The organism is Streptococcus sp. HMSC065H07, from assembly GCF_001837325.1.
Classification (GTDB): domain Bacteria; phylum Bacillota; class Bacilli; order Lactobacillales; family Streptococcaceae; genus Streptococcus; species Streptococcus salivarius_H.
In genome coordinates this window covers 65900-84125 of record NZ_KV832044.1, presented here as the reverse complement: position 1 = coordinate 84125, position 18226 = coordinate 65900, and the positions used below count along the sequence as shown (strand labels likewise).

Annotated in this window: 21 protein-coding genes and 1 tRNA gene; 19 read left to right on the top strand and 3 right to left on the bottom strand. The window is 37.9% G+C overall.

Going from position 1 to position 18226, the window contains the following annotated elements:
* Nucleotides 1-139 precede the first annotated feature (139 nt).
* Nucleotides 140-475, top strand: a complete 336-nt coding sequence (gene traF / locus HMPREF2637_RS09655; protein ID WP_064523149.1) for a DUF6568 family protein — start codon at nucleotides 140-142, stop codon at nucleotides 473-475.
* Nucleotides 476-492: 17 nt separating this feature from the next.
* Complete coding sequence (locus HMPREF2637_RS09650; protein ID WP_064523145.1) at nucleotides 493-906, top strand: acyl-CoA thioesterase; 414 nt, start codon at nucleotides 493-495, stop codon at nucleotides 904-906.
* A 31-nt stretch (nucleotides 907-937) separates the two neighbouring features.
* Here the strand turns inward: HMPREF2637_RS09650 and HMPREF2637_RS09645 are convergent, their stop codons facing one another.
* Entirely contained in the window at nucleotides 938-1720 is a 783-nt protein-coding gene (locus HMPREF2637_RS09645; RefSeq protein ID WP_064523142.1) for a protein-ADP-ribose hydrolase, read from the bottom strand.
* Between the two features lie 194 nt (nucleotides 1721-1914).
* On the opposite strand from HMPREF2637_RS09645, the gene trxA reads away from it, so the two are divergent.
* From trxA to rsmA, 5 genes are all read left to right on the top strand, one after another.
* Nucleotides 1915-2229 (top strand): thioredoxin, encoded by a 315-nt coding sequence (gene trxA / locus HMPREF2637_RS09640; protein WP_002884315.1) that lies wholly within the window; start codon nucleotides 1915-1917, stop codon nucleotides 2227-2229.
* 65 nt (nucleotides 2230-2294) lie between these two features.
* Nucleotides 2295-2726 carry a CoA-binding protein gene (locus HMPREF2637_RS09635; protein WP_002891932.1) on the top strand — a complete coding sequence of 144 codons (432 nt, stop codon included), beginning with the start codon at nucleotides 2295-2297 and terminating at the stop codon, nucleotides 2724-2726.
* 53 nt (nucleotides 2727-2779) lie between these two features.
* Nucleotides 2780-3556: a TatD family hydrolase gene (locus HMPREF2637_RS09630; RefSeq protein ID WP_064523160.1), complete on the top strand. Its 777-nt coding sequence runs from the start codon at nucleotides 2780-2782 to the stop codon at nucleotides 3554-3556.
* Entirely contained in the window at nucleotides 3549-4109 is a 561-nt protein-coding gene (gene rnmV, locus HMPREF2637_RS09625; protein WP_021143590.1) for a ribonuclease M5, read from the top strand. The genes HMPREF2637_RS09630 and rnmV overlap by 8 nt, the downstream gene beginning before the upstream one ends.
* Before the next feature lie 126 nt (nucleotides 4110-4235).
* Nucleotides 4236-5108 carry a 16S rRNA (adenine(1518)-N(6)/adenine(1519)-N(6))-dimethyltransferase RsmA gene (gene rsmA / locus HMPREF2637_RS09620; RefSeq protein WP_064523139.1) on the top strand — a complete coding sequence of 291 codons (873 nt, stop codon included), beginning with the start codon at nucleotides 4236-4238 and terminating at the stop codon, nucleotides 5106-5108.
* Between the two features lie 39 nt (nucleotides 5109-5147).
* On the opposite strand, the gene HMPREF2637_RS09615 is transcribed toward rsmA, so the two are convergent.
* Nucleotides 5148-5230, bottom strand: a tRNA-Leu gene (locus tag HMPREF2637_RS09615).
* Between the two features lie 134 nt (nucleotides 5231-5364).
* Between HMPREF2637_RS09615 and rsgA the strand changes: the two genes are divergently transcribed.
* From rsgA to gap, 10 genes are all read left to right on the top strand, one after another.
* Nucleotides 5365-6237, top strand: coding sequence for a ribosome small subunit-dependent GTPase A (rsgA, locus tag HMPREF2637_RS09610; protein WP_064523136.1), 873 nt, complete (start codon nucleotides 5365-5367; stop codon nucleotides 6235-6237).
* Between the two features lie 7 nt (nucleotides 6238-6244).
* On the top strand, nucleotides 6245-6904 hold the full coding sequence (rpe, locus tag HMPREF2637_RS09605) for a ribulose-phosphate 3-epimerase (protein WP_002884311.1): 660 nt from the start codon (nucleotides 6245-6247) through the stop codon (nucleotides 6902-6904).
* Nucleotides 6897-7529, top strand: a complete 633-nt coding sequence (locus HMPREF2637_RS09600; protein ID WP_037602710.1) for a thiamine diphosphokinase — start codon at nucleotides 6897-6899, stop codon at nucleotides 7527-7529. The genes rpe and HMPREF2637_RS09600 overlap by 8 nt, the downstream gene beginning before the upstream one ends.
* Before the next feature lies 1 nt (nucleotide 7530).
* On the top strand, nucleotides 7531-8805 hold the full coding sequence (locus tag HMPREF2637_RS09595) for a DNA recombination protein RmuC (RefSeq protein ID WP_064523134.1): 1275 nt from the start codon (nucleotides 7531-7533) through the stop codon (nucleotides 8803-8805).
* Nucleotides 8795-9736 carry a 3'-5' exoribonuclease YhaM family protein gene (locus tag HMPREF2637_RS09590; protein ID WP_070840036.1) on the top strand — a complete coding sequence of 314 codons (942 nt, stop codon included), beginning with the start codon at nucleotides 8795-8797 and terminating at the stop codon, nucleotides 9734-9736. The genes HMPREF2637_RS09595 and HMPREF2637_RS09590 overlap by 11 nt, the downstream gene beginning before the upstream one ends.
* Nucleotides 9737-9829: 93 nt before the next feature.
* The gene (gene purR, locus HMPREF2637_RS09585; RefSeq protein WP_060973393.1) at nucleotides 9830-10645 is read left to right on the top strand and encodes a pur operon repressor; all 816 of its coding nucleotides are present in this window, start codon (nucleotides 9830-9832) and stop codon (nucleotides 10643-10645) included.
* Nucleotides 10646-10873: 228 nt separating this feature from the next.
* A complete protein-coding gene (gene rpsL, locus HMPREF2637_RS09580) occupies nucleotides 10874-11287 on the top strand; it encodes a 30S ribosomal protein S12 (RefSeq protein WP_002884809.1) in 414 nt (137 codons plus the stop codon).
* 18 nt (nucleotides 11288-11305) lie between these two features.
* The gene (gene rpsG / locus HMPREF2637_RS09575) at nucleotides 11306-11776 is read left to right on the top strand and encodes a 30S ribosomal protein S7 (protein ID WP_002884746.1); all 471 of its coding nucleotides are present in this window, start codon (nucleotides 11306-11308) and stop codon (nucleotides 11774-11776) included.
* A 211-nt stretch (nucleotides 11777-11987) separates the two neighbouring features.
* Nucleotides 11988-14069: an elongation factor G gene (gene fusA / locus HMPREF2637_RS09570; RefSeq protein WP_002891917.1), complete on the top strand. Its 2082-nt coding sequence runs from the start codon at nucleotides 11988-11990 to the stop codon at nucleotides 14067-14069.
* Nucleotides 14070-14257: 188 nt separating this feature from the next.
* The gene (gene gap / locus HMPREF2637_RS09565) at nucleotides 14258-15268 is read left to right on the top strand and encodes a type I glyceraldehyde-3-phosphate dehydrogenase (protein ID WP_002884461.1); all 1011 of its coding nucleotides are present in this window, start codon (nucleotides 14258-14260) and stop codon (nucleotides 15266-15268) included.
* Between the two features lie 153 nt (nucleotides 15269-15421).
* On the opposite strand, the gene HMPREF2637_RS09560 is transcribed toward gap, so the two are convergent.
* Nucleotides 15422-16084 carry a hypothetical protein gene (locus HMPREF2637_RS09560; RefSeq protein WP_064523131.1) on the bottom strand — a complete coding sequence of 221 codons (663 nt, stop codon included), beginning with the start codon at nucleotides 16082-16084 and terminating at the stop codon, nucleotides 15422-15424.
* Between the two features lie 141 nt (nucleotides 16085-16225).
* Between HMPREF2637_RS09560 and pgk the strand changes: the two genes are divergently transcribed.
* Together pgk and HMPREF2637_RS09550 are read left to right on the top strand one after the other, a co-directional pair.
* Nucleotides 16226-17425 carry a phosphoglycerate kinase gene (gene pgk / locus HMPREF2637_RS09555; RefSeq protein WP_002891914.1) on the top strand — a complete coding sequence of 400 codons (1200 nt, stop codon included), beginning with the start codon at nucleotides 16226-16228 and terminating at the stop codon, nucleotides 17423-17425.
* Between the two features lie 187 nt (nucleotides 17426-17612).
* Nucleotides 17613-18116 (top strand): FUSC family protein, encoded by a 504-nt coding sequence (locus HMPREF2637_RS09550; RefSeq protein ID WP_037602725.1) that lies wholly within the window; start codon nucleotides 17613-17615, stop codon nucleotides 18114-18116.
* Nucleotides 18117-18226 lie beyond the last annotated feature (110 nt).

The following is an 18226-nucleotide window of genomic DNA, read 5'->3' as shown; positions in this document are numbered from 1 at the left end:
ATGTCGTAGGTTCGAGTCCTACTGGCGGAGTATAGTTTCTAAGCTAGACATGCTCTAGCTTTTTTTGTTAAGTTATTTACTTGTTAAAACTCTAGATTTCAGATATGATATGATTATATTTTAATTGAGAGGTATTATTATGTCGAATTTTGCATCAGAGTTTACACCTATTTCTATTACTACTGCTAAAGATAAAATTTCTTCTATAGATAAGTTTATTTTATTTATTGGACGTCCTTCTTGTCCATATTGTCAACTTTTTGAACCTAAATTATCAAATGTTGCACGTAATTCAAATCTTACTATTTTCTATATTAATAGCGAAAATAGTGAAGAACTAGAAGATATTCAAGCTTTACGTAAAAGATATGGTATTGCTACAGTTCCTGCTCTATTTGTTTCAGAAAATGGATCTGCTAAGGTTGTATGTGACTCTTCTCTTTCTGAGGATGATATTTTAGATTTTATTTCTTAGTCTTTTTGGAGGTTCTTATGTTTATTTGTAAACACGAGGTCCAGTATTATGAAACAGATCGAATGGGTATTACTCATCATTCTAATTATGTTCGATGGATGGAAGAGGCGAGAACTTTTTTTCTAAGAGAGATAGGTTGGCCTTATGAAAAAATTGAAGAGGAGGGAATTATCTCTCCTGTTACTTCAATTTCCTGTGACTATAAAGCTACTTCTACTTTTGCAGATGTAATTTTTATCGAGATTAATGTTAAAAGAGTTAAATCTGCTAAACTTACTTTTGTATACAATATGGTAAATCAAAACGGAATCCTTGTTTGTACGGCTGTTTCTGAACATAGTTTCTTGTCTAAGGACGGTGGTTTTGTCAATCTTAAAAGAGATCATTTGTCATTTTTTAATCTTTTAAAAGAGCATTCAGTTATGCAATAAAAAAGAAGAAAATCAAATTGATTTTCTTCTTTTATTCGGCAAGGAGTTTTTGATAAATAGCAAAATTTTCATCATCAAATACGTTAAATATTACTTTTTTTATTATACTTGACTCGTCAATGAAGGTTTTGACTGTTTGAATGGCGATTTTGGCCGCTTCTTGTTTTGGAAAATTGAAATCTCCAGTTGATAGACATGGTATAGCAATTGATTCAATGTTATTTTTCTCAGCTAGCGCTAATACTGAAAGATAACTTTTTGCTAAAAGATCTTCATCAATTTGTGTCGGTTGGTCTACTATTTTTGGACCTACTGTATGAATGACAAAGGCAGAAGGAAGATTGTAAGCTGGGGTGATTTTAGCCATGCCAACGGGTTCTTCATATCCTTGTTCTAAGATGAGTTCGAAACAAGCTTGGCGTAACTGAACACCTGCGTATGTATGAATAGCGTTATCTACACAATCATGAAGTGGTTTCATACATCCAAGTAAGGTTTTATTAGCTGCATTTACGATTGCATCTACTTCGAGTCTTGTAATATCACCTTTCCAGAGGTAGATTCGATCATCTTGTGGAATGGGCTGGAGCGAACTGAGTTGTACAAATCCTCTTTCCCCTTTTCTAACTTGTAGGTAAAGGTCTTGGATTGTTAAGAATTGTGTTGATGCTGCCATTGGTTTACGTGTATTAAAGAGTGCTCTGAGAAGTTTTTGTTTTTCCTCGAGTTCTTCTGGGATAATCAAATCATGTAATTCTAGATTTTCTTTTTTGAGTTCACCTATGAGATAGGTAATCATTGCATCTTTATCCATATTTACTCATTTCTATTTTTATAGTTTTTTATTATTATACTCCCAAGACTGGCTGTGGGCAAGTGATGTCTATGATAGGTAATGACTAATATTTGATAAGAATTTTTTATGTATGTGTCAAATTCTTGCAATAGCCTTTAGAATCATATAGAATAGGTCTACAAAAGTTTTATAATGTCTAGGAGGATGATTAAATGACACAAGTAGTAACAGATGCTACATTTGAACAAGAAACAGCTGAAGGCCTCGTTTTGATTGATTTTTGGGCAACTTGGTGTGGGCCTTGCTTGATGCAAGCACCAATTCTTGAGCAACTTTCTGAAGAGATTTCAGAAGATGAACTTAAGATTGTTAAAATTGATGTTGATGAGAACCCAGAAACAGCTCAGAAGTTTGGAATTATGTCTATTCCAACTTTACTCTTCAAAAAAGATGGTGAGGTTGTTAAGCAAGTAGCAGGTGTACATACAAAAGAACAAATTAAAGCTATCGTTGCCGAGCTTAGCTAACTAATCGTCACAGTCCCGTTTAGGGATTTTTATTTTTAGTTTATTCAAACGACGAGGAGAATCATATGTCTTATTCATTTCAAAATCCTAGTGATGAGGTTATAGAATCTTATTTAAAATCTGCAAAGACGATTGCAATTGTTGGTTTATCTCATCGCAAGGAGGCAGCATCTTATCAGGTTGCTCATTTTCTACAAGCTGCTGGTTATCGTATTATACCAGTAAATCCCAAACTAGAAGGTCAGGAGCTTCTAGGAGAGCATGTTTATGCTCATCTTAAAGATATCCCATTTTCGATTGATATTGTTGATGTATTTAGACGAAGTGAGCTTTTACCAGATGTTGCCTATGATTTTCTTGAAACGGATGCAACAGTTTTTTGGAGTCAAATTGGTCTTGAGAATGAGGAGGCTGAGACTATTCTTCGTCAAGCGAATAGACAGGATATTGTAATGAATCGTTGTACAAAGAGAGAATATATGCGACTCTTTGTTTAATAAAATGAAAAGGTGAGTGAGCTATGCTCGCTCGTTTTTGTTATAATAGAGCTATGATTGAAATTTTTGATACGCATACCCATCTTAATGTGGATAATTTTGCAGGAAAAGAACAAGAAGAAATAGATTTTGCAGCTGAACTAGGTGTTGTTAAAATGAATATTGTTGGTTTTGATAAACCAACAATAAATAAATCTTTAGCACTATCAGAGAGATATGATCAATTATATAGTACGATTGGATGGCATCCTACGGAAGCGGGGTCCTATTCTCAGGAAATTGAGGATATGATTGTATCACAATTGGATAATCCGAAAGTAGTGGCACTTGGGGAAATCGGTTTGGATTATTATTGGATGGAAGATCCTAAAGAAACTCAGATTGATGTCTTTAAGCGTCAAATATTTTTGTCAAAGGAACACAATTTACCTTTTGTTGTCCATACACGTGATGCACTTGAGGATACTTACGCTGTTATTAAAGAAGTTGGTATTGGTCCTCGTGGGGGGATTATGCACTCATACTCAGGATCCCTAGAAATGGCTCAAAAATTTGTTGATCTTGGAATGATGATTTCATTTTCAGGTGTTGTAACTTTTAAGAAGGCTTTGGATGTCCAAGAAGCTGCTCAGAAGTTACCTTTAGATAAGATTCTGGTTGAAACGGATGCACCGTATTTGGCACCTGTTCCCAAACGTGGTCGTGAGAATCGTACAGGCTATACACGTTACGTAGTAGACAAGATTGCTGAGCTTCGTGGTTTAACGAGTGAAGAAGTGGCTAGGGCTACTTATGACAATGCGATGAGGATTTTTGGTCTGGATGAATAAAATAAAGATTCAAGAAGTCATCGTTGTAGAAGGTAAGGATGATACGGCAAATTTGAGACGTTTTTATGAGGTGGATACCTATGAGACTAGAGGATCCGCTATTAATGAGGATGACTTAGAGCGTATCGATAAGCTTAATGACTTACGCGGAGTGATTGTTTTTACTGATCCAGACTATAATGGTGAGCGTATCCGTAAAATCATTATGGAAGCTGTTCCGACAGCAAAGCATGCTTTTTTAAACCGTGGGGAAGCAACACCAAAATCTAAGACTAAAGGTCGTTCATTGGGTGTTGAGCATGCGAGTTTTGAGGATCTTCAAAAGGCCTTATCTGGAGTTTTAGGTAGTTACGATGATGATAATCAGTTTGATATTAGTAAATCAAATCTTATGAAGTTAGGGCTACTAATGGGAGCAGATAGTCGAAAGCGTCGAGAATATTTGGGCGAGGCGCTTCGTATTGGTTATTGCAATGGAAAGCAGCTTTTAAAGCGTTTGGAATTGTTTGGAATCACATTAGAGGAGCTAGAAGAGGCTATGTCAAATTACTAGATTACCAGTGATCTTAACATCAAATCGCTACTAAGTAGCTTATTATTGAGGTTGGGATAATTAAGGGTTTGGACCTGTTTTGTGTTCAAGTATAAAAATCGTGAAAATAATAAGAAAAGAGAATAAATGAGAATTGCAGATTATAGCGTGACCAAGGCTGTCCTTGAACGCCATGGCTTTACCTTTAAGAAGTCTTTTGGACAGAACTTCTTAACAGATACAAATATTTTACAAAAAATTGTTGATACGGCAGAGATTGATAAAAGTGTCAATGTAATCGAAATTGGACCTGGTATCGGAGCATTAACAGAATTCTTAGCTGAAAATGCTGCGGAAGTTATGGCTTTTGAAATTGATGATCGGTTGGTTCCGATTTTAGAGGATACATTACGTGATCATGAAAATGTTAACGTGATTAATGAAGATGTTCTCAAGGCGGATTTACAGACACGTGTCAAAGAGTTTAAAAATCCAGAACTACCAATCAAGGTTGTAGCTAACTTGCCATACTATATTACGACGCCAATTCTGATGCATTTGATTGAGAGTAAGATTCCTTTTGCAGAATTTGTTGTTATGATGCAAAAAGAGGTTGCTGACCGCATTTCTGCAGAGCCTAATAGCAAGGCTTATGGTTCTCTATCAATTGCTGTGCAGTATTATATGACCGCTAAAGTGGCATTTGTTGTCCCTCGTACAGTCTTTGTACCAGCCCCGAATGTTGACTCAGCAATTTTGAAGATGACGCGCCGTGAACAACCGTTGGTTGAAGTTAAAGATGAGGATTTCCTTTTCCGAGTGGCTAAGGCTAGCTTTGTCCATCGTCGTAAGACATTGTGGAATAATTTAACAAATCATTTTGGTAAATCTGAAGAAGTGAAAACCAAACTTGAGCAGGCTTTGGAAATTGCTGATATAAAACCTTCTATTCGTGGAGAGGCTCTATCTATTTCTGATTTTGCACACTTATCAGATGCTTTGAGTGAAGCAGGTCTATAATTCAAAAATCCCACTGAATTTCAGTGGGATTTTTAGCTATGCGGAGAAAGGGATTTGAACCCTCACGCTTGAAAAAGCACATGCGCCTGAAGCATGCGTGTCTGCCATTCCACCACCTCCGCAGTGATAGGATTATTATACTGCAAATTACTAAAAATGCAAGGAGCTTAAGGAAATGGAAATGTGGTTTGTTTTGGATCAGAAAAGCGTGTTGTTTTGTGGTATAATAGGGCTATTAAACGATTGAGGAGTTCACTTGCAAGGAAGAATTATCAAAGCACTGGCAGGTTTCTATTATGTAGAGCATGATGGTGTTGTATACCAGACGCGTGCGCGAGGAAATTTTAGAAAAAAAGGACAAACACCTTACGTTGGGGATTTTGTCGAATTTTCAGCAGAGGAAAATTCAGAAGGCTATATCCTTAAAATTGGTCAACGAATCAATAGCTTAGTGCGCCCACCCATTGTCAATATAGATCAGGCTGTGGTCATTATGTCTGCTAAGGAACCGGACTTCAATAGTAATCTTCTGGACCGTTTTTTGGTTTTACTAGAGCATAAAAATATAAAACCTGTAATTTATATTTCTAAGATGGATTTGGTTGAAGATGATTCAGAAATGAAAGCCATTCAAAAACAGTATCAAAAAATTGGTTTTGATTTTATCTTCAGTTTGGAAGAACTATTGCCGCTCTTGACTGATAAAATAACAGTCTTTATGGGACAGACAGGTGTTGGAAAATCAACCTTGTTGAACCGTATTGCCCCACAGTTACATTTAGAAACAGGTGAGATTTCAGACAGTTTAGGTCGTGGGCGTCATACTACAAGGGCTGTAAGTCTTTATGATGTTCATGGAGGGAAGATTGCTGATACACCAGGATTCTCTTCGCTAGATTATGAAGTGGATAATGCCGAGGACTTGAGTGAAGCTTTTCCAGAAATCCGTCAAGCTAGTCATGGCTGTAAATTCCGTTCTTGTACTCATACCCATGAGCCTTCTTGTGCTGTTAAGGATGAGGTTGAAGATGGTCAAATTTGGCAAGTCCGTTATGATAATTACCTTCAATTTTTAAGTGAAATTGAAAACCGTCGTGAAACATATAAGAAAACTGTAAAAAGAAAGTAGGTCTCTCATGTCTTATAAAATTGCTCCGTCTATCCTAGCTGCTGACTATGCTAATTTTGCTTCAGAACTAGCTCGTATTGATGCATCAGGTGCGGAATATGTTCACATTGATATTATGGATGGTCAATTTGTCCCTAATATCAGTTGGGGAGCAGATGTGGTCGCTAGCATGCGTAAACATAGCAAGTTGGTTTTTGATTGCCACCTTATGGTTGTTGATCCTGAACGTTATGTGGATGCCTATGCACAAGCAGGTGCAGATATCATGACTATTCATGTTGAAGCCACTAAACATATCCATGGTGCCCTCCAGAAAATCAAAGCTGCTGGTATGAAAGCAGGTGTTGTGATTAATCCTGGAACCCCAGTCGAGGCACTTATTCCTGTACTTGATTTAGTGGATCAAGTACTTATTATGACTGTAAATCCAGGTTTTGGTGGTCAGGCGTTCATTCCAGAAATGATGTCTAAAGTAGAGCGTGTTGTGGAGCTTCGCGAAAAAGGTGGCTATTCATTCGATATTGAAGTTGATGGTGGTGTAGATAACAACACCATTGCAGCATGTGCCAAAGCGGGGGCTAATGTTTTTGTAGCAGGCTCTTACCTCTTCAAAAATCCTGATTTGACAGCCCAAGTTCAAACGCTTCGTGATGCTATTGATGCCTAAAATAGCTTTATTTGTCGGTGGTGAGCTAGAGTGGTTCACTACCGATTTTGATTATTTTGTTGGGGTGGATCGTGCTTGCTTACGTTTGTTGGAGTTAGGTTTGCCGCTTAATCTGGCTGTCGGAGACTTTGATTCAGTATCTCGGTCAGAGTTAGAGATGATTCAATCAGCTGCTAAAGAGTGTAGGATTGCTCCAGCTGAAAAGGATGACACGGATACAGAGTTAGCCCTAAAAATTGTATTTCAATTATATCCTGAGGCGGAAGTAACTATTTTCGGTGCTTTTGGTGGCAGAATTGATCATATGTTATCAAATCTATTTTTGGTCAGTGATCCTGAATTAGCTCCTTTTATGAGGCATATCTGTTTGCAGGATAAGCAAAATAAGATTACTTATTATCCAAAAGGAAGTCATAACTTGTTACCAGAACCTGAAATGACATATGTTTCTTTTTTACATGAAGGTGATGGAGAACTGACGATTTTGGGAGCAAAATACGAATTAACTAGTATGAATTATTTTCAAAAGAAAATCTACTCTAGTAATGAATTTGTTGATGGTCCAATTCAAGTGATTGTGCCAAATGGATATGTGATTGTCATCCAGACTAAAGATAGGAGTTAGTATGATCTATCTACTTACACTTTTAACTTTATTAAGTTTTGGGATTCTTATTGTTCTTTTCTTGAGAAATATGGAGTTAAAAGAACATATTAATAAGAGTTTGGAAGAAAATGCAGATAATCTTTCAGATCAAATTTCGTTTCAATTGGAAAGTTTTGCTAAGACAAACCAACTGGAAACGACAAAGCAATTGAACCAATTGCAGCTGGAACTATATCAACAGTTGACAGATATCCGAGAAGTTTTACATCAAAATTTGTCTGATAATCGAGACCGTTCTGACCAACGTCTTGAGCAAATAAACCAAAGCTTAACCAAAGCTGTTAAAGATATGCAGGATTCCAATGAGAAACGTTTGGAACAAATGCGTCAGACAGTTGAAGAGAAACTTGAGCAAACCCTACAAACACGTTTACAAGCCTCTTTTGAGACAGTTTCAAGACAGTTAGAGTCAGTCAACCAGGGCTTGGGGGAAATGAAAAATGTAGCCAAGGATGTTGGAAGTCTTAACAAGGTCCTTTCAAATACAAAAACACGAGGCATTCTGGGAGAGCTTCAATTAGGACAAATTATTGAAGACATATTGACTGTTAATCAGTACGAACGAGAATTTCCTACGGTATCAGGTTCAAGTGAACGAGTTGAATATGCAATCAAAATGCCAGGAAACCATAAAGACGAATATATCTACCTTCCCATTGATTCTAAGTTTCCTTTGGAAGATTACTATCGTCTGGAAGATGCTTATGAGTCTGGTAATAAAGAGGAAATTGAGAATCACCGTAAGTCTCTTTTGACTAGTATTAAGCGATTTGCCAAGGATATTAACAAGAAGTATCTTAACCCACCTGAAACCACAAATTTTGGTATATTATTTTTGCCGACGGAAGGACTTTATGCTGAGGTAGTACGCCAACCAGCCTTCTTTGACGCCCTTCGTCGCGAGGAGAATATTGTTATCGCAGGGCCGTCAACTTTATCAGCACTCTTGAATTCATTGTCCGTAGGATTTAGAACTTTGAATATTCAAAAGAATGCAGATGATATTAGTAAGGTTTTAGGCAATGTCAAACTAGAATTTAGCAAGTTTGGAGCTATGTTAGCTAAAGCTCAGAGACAATTGAATACAGCAAGTAAAACAGTCGATAGTCTTCTCAACACAAGGAGTAGGGCAATTGTTAGAGCTCTTGATACAATTGAAACCTATCAAGACAGTGCGACACAAAGTTTGTTAGATTTACCACGATTAGAAAACGAGGATAAGCATGAAGATTAATCAAATGAAAAAAGACGAGTATTTTGAAGGTTTTTATCTGATTAAGCGTGCAGAGGTACGTAAGACAAGAGCAGGAAAGGATTATATTGCCTTTACTTTTCAGGATGATACTGGAGAGATTTCAGGAAACCTGTGGGATGCTCAGCCTTATAATGTCGAAGAATTTACCGCAGGTAAAGTAGTGCATATGGAGGGGCGTCGAGAAGTTTATAATAATACTCCTCAGGTAAACCAAATAACCTTACGCTTGCCTACATTTGGTGAGCCAAATGATCCAGCTGATTTCAAAGAGAAACCACCGGTAAATCCTTCTGAAGTACGCGAATACCTAGAGCAAATGATTTTCAAGATTGAGGAAGCAACTTGGCAGCGTGTTGTTCGTGCTCTTTATCGAAAGTATAATAAAGAGTTTTTCACTTTTCCGGCTGCTAAAACAAATCACCATGCTTTTGAAAGTGGACTAGCCTATCATACAGCTACTATGGTTCGCCTAGCGGACAGCATTGGAGATATTTATCCAGAGCTCAATAAGAGTCTACTTTTTGCAGGGATTATGCTTCATGATTTAGCTAAGGTTATTGAACTTACTGGTCCTGAAAACACTGAGTATACGGTTCGTGGGAACTTAATTGGTCATATTGCCTTGATTGATGAAGAAATTACCAAGGTCCTTGTGGAACTTAATATTGACGATACGCGTGAGGATGTCGTTGTTTTGCGTCATGTTATTCTCAGCCACCACGGACAACTGGAGTATGGTAGCCCAGTTCGCCCGCGTATTATGGAAGCAGAAATTATTCATATGATTGATAATCTTGATGCCAGTATGATGATGATGATGACAGCCCTTAACCTAGTAGGACCAGGAGAAATGACAAATCGTCTCTTTGCTATGGATAATCGTTCCTTCTACAAGCCAAAATTTGATTAAAATCGAAATTAAGCGAGCATTTTATATGAAAATGTTCGTTTTTTGCTGTATTATGGTATAATAGTTAAAAAGTACAGAAAATATAGGTAACATATGAAATTAAAACGAAGTGAACGCATGGTAGTGATTTCAAACTACCTAATTAATAATCCCTATCAATTGACAAGTCTCAATACTTTTGCAGAGCGATATGAAGCTGCTAAGTCTTCAATCTCAGAAGATGTTGCTATCATTAAAAAAGCTTTTGAGGAAAGTCAAATAGGAGAAATCGAAACAGTAACTGGTGCATCTGGCGGTGTTATGTTTACACCGACCATTTCTGATGAAGATGCAAGAAGTCTGGTTGAAGATCTTTGTAAACGTCTTTCAGAGAGTGATCGTATCTTACCAGGTGGTTATCTCTACTTATCTGATTTATTGAGTACACCATCTATTTTGAAAAATGTTGGTCGTATCATTGCTAGTGCCTTTAAGGGACAAAAAATTGATGCCGTTATGACTGTAGCAACTAAAGGAGTTCCTTTAGCAAATGCAGTAGCAGATGTCTTGAACATTCCGTTTGTTATTGTTCGCCGTGACTTAAAAATTACAGAAGGTTCAACTGTATCGGTAAACTACGTTAGTGGTTCAAGTGACCGTATTGAAAAGATGTTCCTTTCAAAACGTAGTTTGAAACCCAATAGCCGCGTCCTTATTGTTGACGATTTTCTTAAAGGTGGTGGTACCATTACGGGTATGATTAGCTTGCTTTCAGAATTTGATAGTGAGTTAGTAGGTGTAGCTGTATTCGCAGAAAATGCCAAAGGGGATCGTGATATCCATGACTATAAATCATTACTTACTGTTTCTGACATTGATGTAAAAGCACAGAAGGTAGAAGTTGAAGTTGGTAATATATTTGACAAGTAATTAATCTACGATATTATTCCTAATTTGATGATTAGGAATTTTTCTTTTTAACAAGAAACTGTTGACAATAACCATCGAAAAATGATATTATACTAGACGGTACTTTTTACTTTTGGTCTCTCAAAAGTGTACAGAGACGTGCTGACATAAGTTGCAAAAGTACACACAGATATGGGCTGTCACCAAGTGCCATATCAACCAAAAATAAAAAAACACAGGAGAATGTAGATGCCTACAATTAACCAATTGGTTCGTAAACCACGTCAATCAAAAGTTGTTAAATCTAAATCACCAGCTTTGAACGTTGGTTACAATAGCCACAAAAAAGTTCAAACTAACGTATCTTCACCACAAAAACGTGGTGTTGCAACACGTGTTGGAACAATGACACCTAAGAAACCTAACTCAGCCCTTCGTAAATTCGCTCGTGTACGTTTGAGCAACCTTATCGAAGTTACTGCTTACATCCCAGGTATCGGACACAACCTCCAAGAACACAGCGTTGTTCTTATCCGTGGTGGACGTGTAAAAGACCTTCCAGGGGTACGTTACCACATCGTCCGTGGTGCACTTGATACTGCAGGTGTAGCTGATCGTAAACAAAGCCGTTCTAAATACGGTGCTAAACGTCCTAAAGGATAAGAAGGGAGATAAGATAAAATGAGTCGTAAAAATAGAGCGCCTAAACGCGAAGTATTGGCAGATCCATTGTACAATTCAAAAATCGTTACACGTCTTATCAACCGTGTAATGCTTGACGGTAAACGTGGTACTGCTGCAACAATCGTATACGATGCTTTCGAGCAAATTAAAGAAGCAACTGGAAACGATGCTCTTGAAGTATTTGAAACAGCTATGGACAACATCATGCCTGTACTTGAAGTACGTGCACGTCGTGTCGGTGGTTCAAACTACCAAGTCCCAGTTGAAGTTCGTCCAGAACGTCGTACAACTCTTGGTCTTCGTTGGTTGGTTAACGCATCACGTGCGCGTGGTGAACACACTATGAAAGATCGTCTTGCAAAAGAAATCATGGATGCTGCAAACAACACTGGTGCATCAGTTAAGAAACGTGAAGATACTCACAAAATGGCTGAAGCAAACCGTGCCTTTGCACACTTCCGCTGGTAATCATAAGTTTCAAGCTGAATTACAGTCATATATTCATAAGCTAAGATTATGGATTTGTAATAGGCTGACTTTGAATTCAAATAATATCATTCCTATCATTTGAAAACCAGTTAAATATTAGTGAAAAACGGGTAGGTCCTGCCTATCCGTTTTTTGACAATAATGTTATAATAAATAAGTAAACTAAAATATTTATAGGAGAATAGACCTAATGGCACGCGAATTTTCACTTGCAAAAACTCGTAATATCGGTATCATGGCCCACGTCGATGCCGGTAAAACAACTACAACAGAGCGTATCCTTTACTACACTGGTAAAATCCACAAAATCGGTGAAACTCACGAAGGTGCATCACAAATGGACTGGATGGAGCAAGAACAAGAACGTGGTATCACCATCACATCTGCCGCTACAACAGCACAATGGGATGGTCACCGCGTTAACATCATCGATACACCAGGACACGTGGACTTCACAATCGAAGTACAACGTTCACTCCGTGTATTGGATGGTGCCGTAACCGTTCTTGACTCACAATCAGGTGTAGAACCTCAAACTGAAACAGTTTGGCGTCAAGCAACTGAGTATGGTGTTCCACGTATCGTATTTGCCAACAAAATGGATAAAATCGGTGCAGACTTCCTTTACTCAGTAAGCACACTTCACGATCGTCTTCAAGCAAACGCTCACCCAATCCAATTGCCAATCGGTGCTGAAGATGATTTCCGTGGTATCATTGACTTGATTAAAATGAAAGCTGAAATCTATACTAATGACCTTGGTACAGATATTCTTGAAGAAGATATTCCAGCAGATTACGTTGATCAAGCAAACGAATACCGTGAAAAATTGATCGAAGCAGTTGCTGAAACTGACGAAGATTTGATGATGAAATACCTTGAAGGTGAAGAAATCACTAACGAGGAATTGAAAGCAGCTATCCGTCGTGCAACAATCAATGTTGAATTCTTCCCAGTTCTTTGTGGTTCTGCCTTCAAGAACAAAGGTGTTCAATTGATGCTTGATGCGGTTATCGATTACCTTCCAAGCCCACTTGATATCCCTGCAATCAAAGGTATCAACCCAGATACAGACGAAGAAGAAACTCGTCCAGCATCTGATGATGAGCCATTTGCAGCTCTTGCCTTCAAGATCATGACTGACCCATTTGTAGGTCGTTTGACATTTATCCGTGTTTACTCAGGTATCCTTCAATCAGGTTCATACGTAATGAATACATCTAAAGGTAAACGTGAACGTATCGGACGTATCCTTCAAATGCACGCTAACAGCCGTCAAGAAATTGAACAAGTATATGCCGGTGATATCGCTGCTGCTATCGGTTTGAAAGATACTACAACTGGTGACTCATTGACTGATGAAAAAGCTAAAGTTATTCTTGAGTCAATCGAAGTTCCAGAACCAGTTATCCAATTGATGGTTGAGCCTAAGACTAAAGCTGACCAAGATAAGATGGGTATCGGTCTTCAAAAACTTGCTGAAGAAGATCCAACATTCCGTGTTGAAACTAACCCTGAAACTGGTGAAACAGTTATCTCTGGTATGGGTGAACTTCACCTTGATGTCCTTGTTGACCGTTTGAAACGTGAACACAAAGTTGAAGCAAACGTAGGTGCTCCACAAGTATCATACCGTGAAACATTCCGTGCAGCTACACAAGCACGTGGTTTCTTCAAACGTCAATCTGGTGGTAAAGGTCAGTTTGGTGATGTTTGGATTGAATTTACTCCAAATGAAGAAGGTAAAGGTTTCGAATTCGAAAATGCTATCGTCGGTGGTGTGGTTCCACGTGAATTCATCCCTGCAGTAGAAAAAGGATTGGAAGAATCTATGGCTAACGGTGTCCTTGCTGGATACCCAATGGTTGACATCAAAGCTAAACTTTACGATGGTTCATACCACGATGTCGATTCATCTGAAACTGCCTTCAAGATTGCTGCATCTCTTGCACTTAAAGAAGCTGCTAAGACTGCACAACCAACTATCCTTGAACCAATGATGCTTGTAACAATCACTGTTCCTGAAGAAAACCTTGGTGATGTTATGGGTCACGTTACAGCTCGTCGTGGACGTGTTGATGGTATGGAAGCACATGGTAACAGCCAAATTGTTCGTGCATATGTTCCACTTGCTGAAATGTTCGGTTATGCAACAACACTTCGTTCTGCAACACAAGGACGTGGTACATTCATGATGGTATTTGACCACTATGAAGATGTTCCTAAATCAGTTCAAGAAGAAATCATCAAGAAAAATTCTGGTGAAGCTTAATTAGAACTTATAAAGTTAAGGTACTTATGAAAGTAAGTGCCTTTTTCTATTTGCAATTTTTTGAAAAAAATTATATAATATGACTGTTGAAAGGTTGAGTTGAAAGCGCTCAAGTTAATCTTTTCACAATAGGGAGAGCTTGCTCTCAAAATTATATTTATTTGATTTTCATAAGGAGGAAATCACTAATGGTAGTTAAAGTTGGTATTAACGGTTTCGGTCGTATCGGTCGTCTTGCTTTCCGTCGTATCCAAAACGTAGAAGGTGTTGAAGTTACACGCATCAACGACCTTACAGATCCAGTTATGCTTGCACACTTGTTGAAATACGACACAACTCAAGGTCGTTTCGACGGTACTGTTGAAGTTAAAGATGGTGGATTTGAAGTTAACGGTAAATTCGTTAAAGTTTCTGCTGAACGTGACCCAGAACAAATTGACTGGGCTAACGACGGTGTAGAAATCGTTCTTGAAGCAACTGGTTTCTTTGCTAAGAAAGATGCTGCTGAAAAACACTTGCACGAAGGTGGAGCTAAGAAAGTTGTTATCACTGCTCCTGGTGGAAACGATGTTAAAACAATCGTATTTAACACTAACCACGACATCCTTGACGGTACTGAAACAGTTATCTCAGGTGCTTCATGTACTACAAACTGCTTGGCTCCAATGGCTAAAGCATTGCAAGATAACTTCGGTGTTAAACAAGGTTTGATGACTACTATCCACGCTTACACTGGTGACCAAATGATCCTTGACGGACCACACCGTGGTGGTGACCTTCGTCGTGCACGTGCTGGTGCTGCAAATATCGTTCCTAACTCAACTGGTGCTGCTAAAGCTATCGGTTTGGTTATCCCAGAATTGAACGGTAAACTTGACGGTGCTGCACAACGTGTTCCAGTTCCAACTGGATCAGTTACTGAATTGGTAGCAGTTCTTGAAAAAGACGTTACTGTTGATGAAGTGAACGCAGCTATGAAAGCAGCTTCAAACGAATCATTCGGTTACACTGAAGATCCAATCGTATCTTCAGATATCGTAGGTATTTCTTACGGTTCATTGTTTGATGCAACTCAAACTAAAGTACAAACTGTTGATGGTAAACAATTGGTTAAAGTTGTTTCTTGGTACGACAACGAAATGTCATACACTTCACAACTTGTACGTACTCTTGAATACTTCGCGAAAATCGCTAAATAATTCAATTGTATAAAAAGAAGAGCTTCGGCTCTTTTTTTATTTCTCAAAATAATAAAACAGCCGTATAAATTGGCTGTTATAATCTCAGTAGTATTGTGATTTATGAATAAGCTAGAAGGCATTCCAAATAAGTAGAAAGAGCATGACACAACCTCAGGAGTTTTTATTGTGTTTTTGAATGGTTAGCATACCATAAATTAGTATAAAAACGGTAAGTGCTTCAAATAAGGTATAGATATCAAAACCAATGATTCCATGGATAAGATGGCAAAAAATCGCACAAGTTATTGCTCCACTATCTAACCAATAGTAAGAAGATAGAAAACGTATGCGTATCTTTTCAGAGATGACTACATAGTTAAATCCTTCCCAGAATCCCCAAATAAGACAGATGAATAGGTATGCTAGAATATTACTAGGAAATGATTGTATCATTACTTCTTTTGTTAATTGTATTGATTGAAGAGGTAGATAGGAATGAAACTGGTGAGTAACTACTTTCAATATGATAAGTGGTAAGGCTATAAGAAGAGATTGAAAAAGGGTAGGAACTAGATTTTTTGTGATTAATCTAAAGTATCTGAAAGATTCTTTACGATAAAGCATAACAGTGCTGGTTCCCAAGCCTGCAATGGCAAATTGACAACTGGCTAATAAGATTAATCGAAACCATAGTGGTACTGAGGTTTGGTTGGTGTAGGAAAAAAGAGTTGGTTTAAAAGTAAGAAAGAGGAGAAGAGGAACAAGGGTAAGAATGAGGATTACATTTAGATCATAGTCAGCTTGTTGCTGCCTATTGTTTAGTTGTTTTTTCATAGCTTTTTTACCTTTCTATTTTGATTATATGATAAATGTATTATACTAGCAATAAGCTAGAAATCCTCCTGATTTTGCTATCTCTTTTATGCATTTTGTGATATAATGAAAACGTATTAAAAAATTAAGGAGTCTGATCAAATGGCTAAATTGACTGTTAAAGATGTTGACTTGAAAGGGAAAAAAGTTCTCGTTCGTGTTGACTTCAACGTACCTGTAAAAGATGGCGTGATCACTAACGATAACCGTATCACTGCTGCTCTTCCAACTATCAAGTACATTCTTGAACAAGGTGGACGTGCAATCCTCTTCTCTCACCTTGGACGTGTAAAAGAAGAAGCTGATAAGGATGGTAAATCACTTGCTCCTGTAGCCGCTGACTTGGCTGCTAAATTGGGTCAAGACGTTAAATTTATCCCAGGCGTTACACGTGGTGCAGAATTGGAAGCAGCTGTTAACGCTCTTGAAGATGGACAAGTTCTCTTGGTTGAAAACACTCGTTTTGAAGATGTTGATGGCAAGAAAGAATCTAAAAACGATCCTGAACTTGGTAAATACTGGGCATCACTTGGAGATGGTATCTTCGTAAACGATGCATTCGGTACAGCTCACCGTGCACACGCATCTAACGTTGGTATCTCAGCAAATGTTGACAAAGCTGTTGCTGGTTTCCTTCTTGAAAACGAAATTGCTTACATTAAAGAAGCAGTTGAAACTCCAGAACGTCCATTCGTAGCTATCCTTGGTGGTTCTAAAGTATCTGATAAGATTGGTGTTATCGAAAACCTTCTTGCAAAAGCTGATAAAGTTCTTATCGGTGGTGGTATGACTTACACGTTCTACAAAGCACAAGGTATCGAAATCGGTAACTCACTTGTAGAAGAAGATAAACTTGATGTTGCTAAAGCTCTTCTTGAAAAATCAAACGGTAAATTGATCTTGCCAGTTGACTCAAAAGAAGCTAATGCATTTGCTGACTACACTGAAGTGAAAGACACTGAAGGTGAAGCAGTAGACCCAGGTTTCCTTGGTTTGGATATCGGTCCTAAATCAATTGCTGAATTCGATAAAGCCTTGACGGGTGCGAAAACAGTTGTATGGAACGGACCTATGGGTGTATTTGAAAACCCTGACTTCCAAGCTGGTACAATCGGTGTGATGGACGCTATCGTGAAACAACCAGGCGTTAAATCAATCATCGGTGGTGGTGATTCAGCTGCCGCAGCTATCAACCTTGGTCGTGCAGACAAGTTCTCATGGATCTCTACTGGTGGTGGTGCTTCTATGGAACTTCTTGAAGGTAAAGAACTTCCAGGATTGGCTGCACTTACTGATAAATAAGTCTATTAGAATGAAAAGAGTTGGGAAACCAACTCTTTTTTGTGTCATCTTATTGGGTGTTTGATAGAGGCTAAAACTATTATTGGGAAGTAAGTTTCTCTCAAAAAATTGCGATTATTAGTTTGAACTTTGCGGCATAATACTGTAGAAGTAGCCAAAAGTTTCATAATCATGTTAAAATAGTAAAATGGGATTGAAATTTGAACCGAAAAAATTTAAATTTGGTATGCGTACACTTAAGACGGGGCTTGCTGTCTTTCTTGTTTTAGGTCTTTTTTCTGCTTTAGGTTGGGAAGGGCTTCAGATTGGTTGCTTGACAGCAGTCTTTAGCCTTCGAGAAAACTTTGATAGAAGTATTCAGTTTGGTAAATCACGTATTTTTGCGAATACGGTTGGAGGTCTTTTGTCGCTATTATTTTACTTTGTGAATATGTGGTTTCATCATTCAGTTTGGGTGACCTTGCTATTGGTTCCAATTTTGACAATGTTAACGATTGTCATTAATGTGTCTTTTAATAATGCTTCTGGTGTTATTGGAGGGGTGGCTGCACTTTTGATTATTACCTTGTCTATTCCGCCTGATAATACTTTTACTTATGTTATTGCTAGAGTCTTTGAAACTTTCTGTGGAGTCTTTATAGCAATCCTTGTCAATTATGATTATGATTGGCTACTTAAACATTTAAAATAAGAATGATAGGGTTCTATTGGACTCTATTTTTTATGATTTTTCGATAAAATCCTTAAATTAGAGCGAATATACAATGTAATGTTCGGTAATTGCTCATTGTGTAAGAAAAA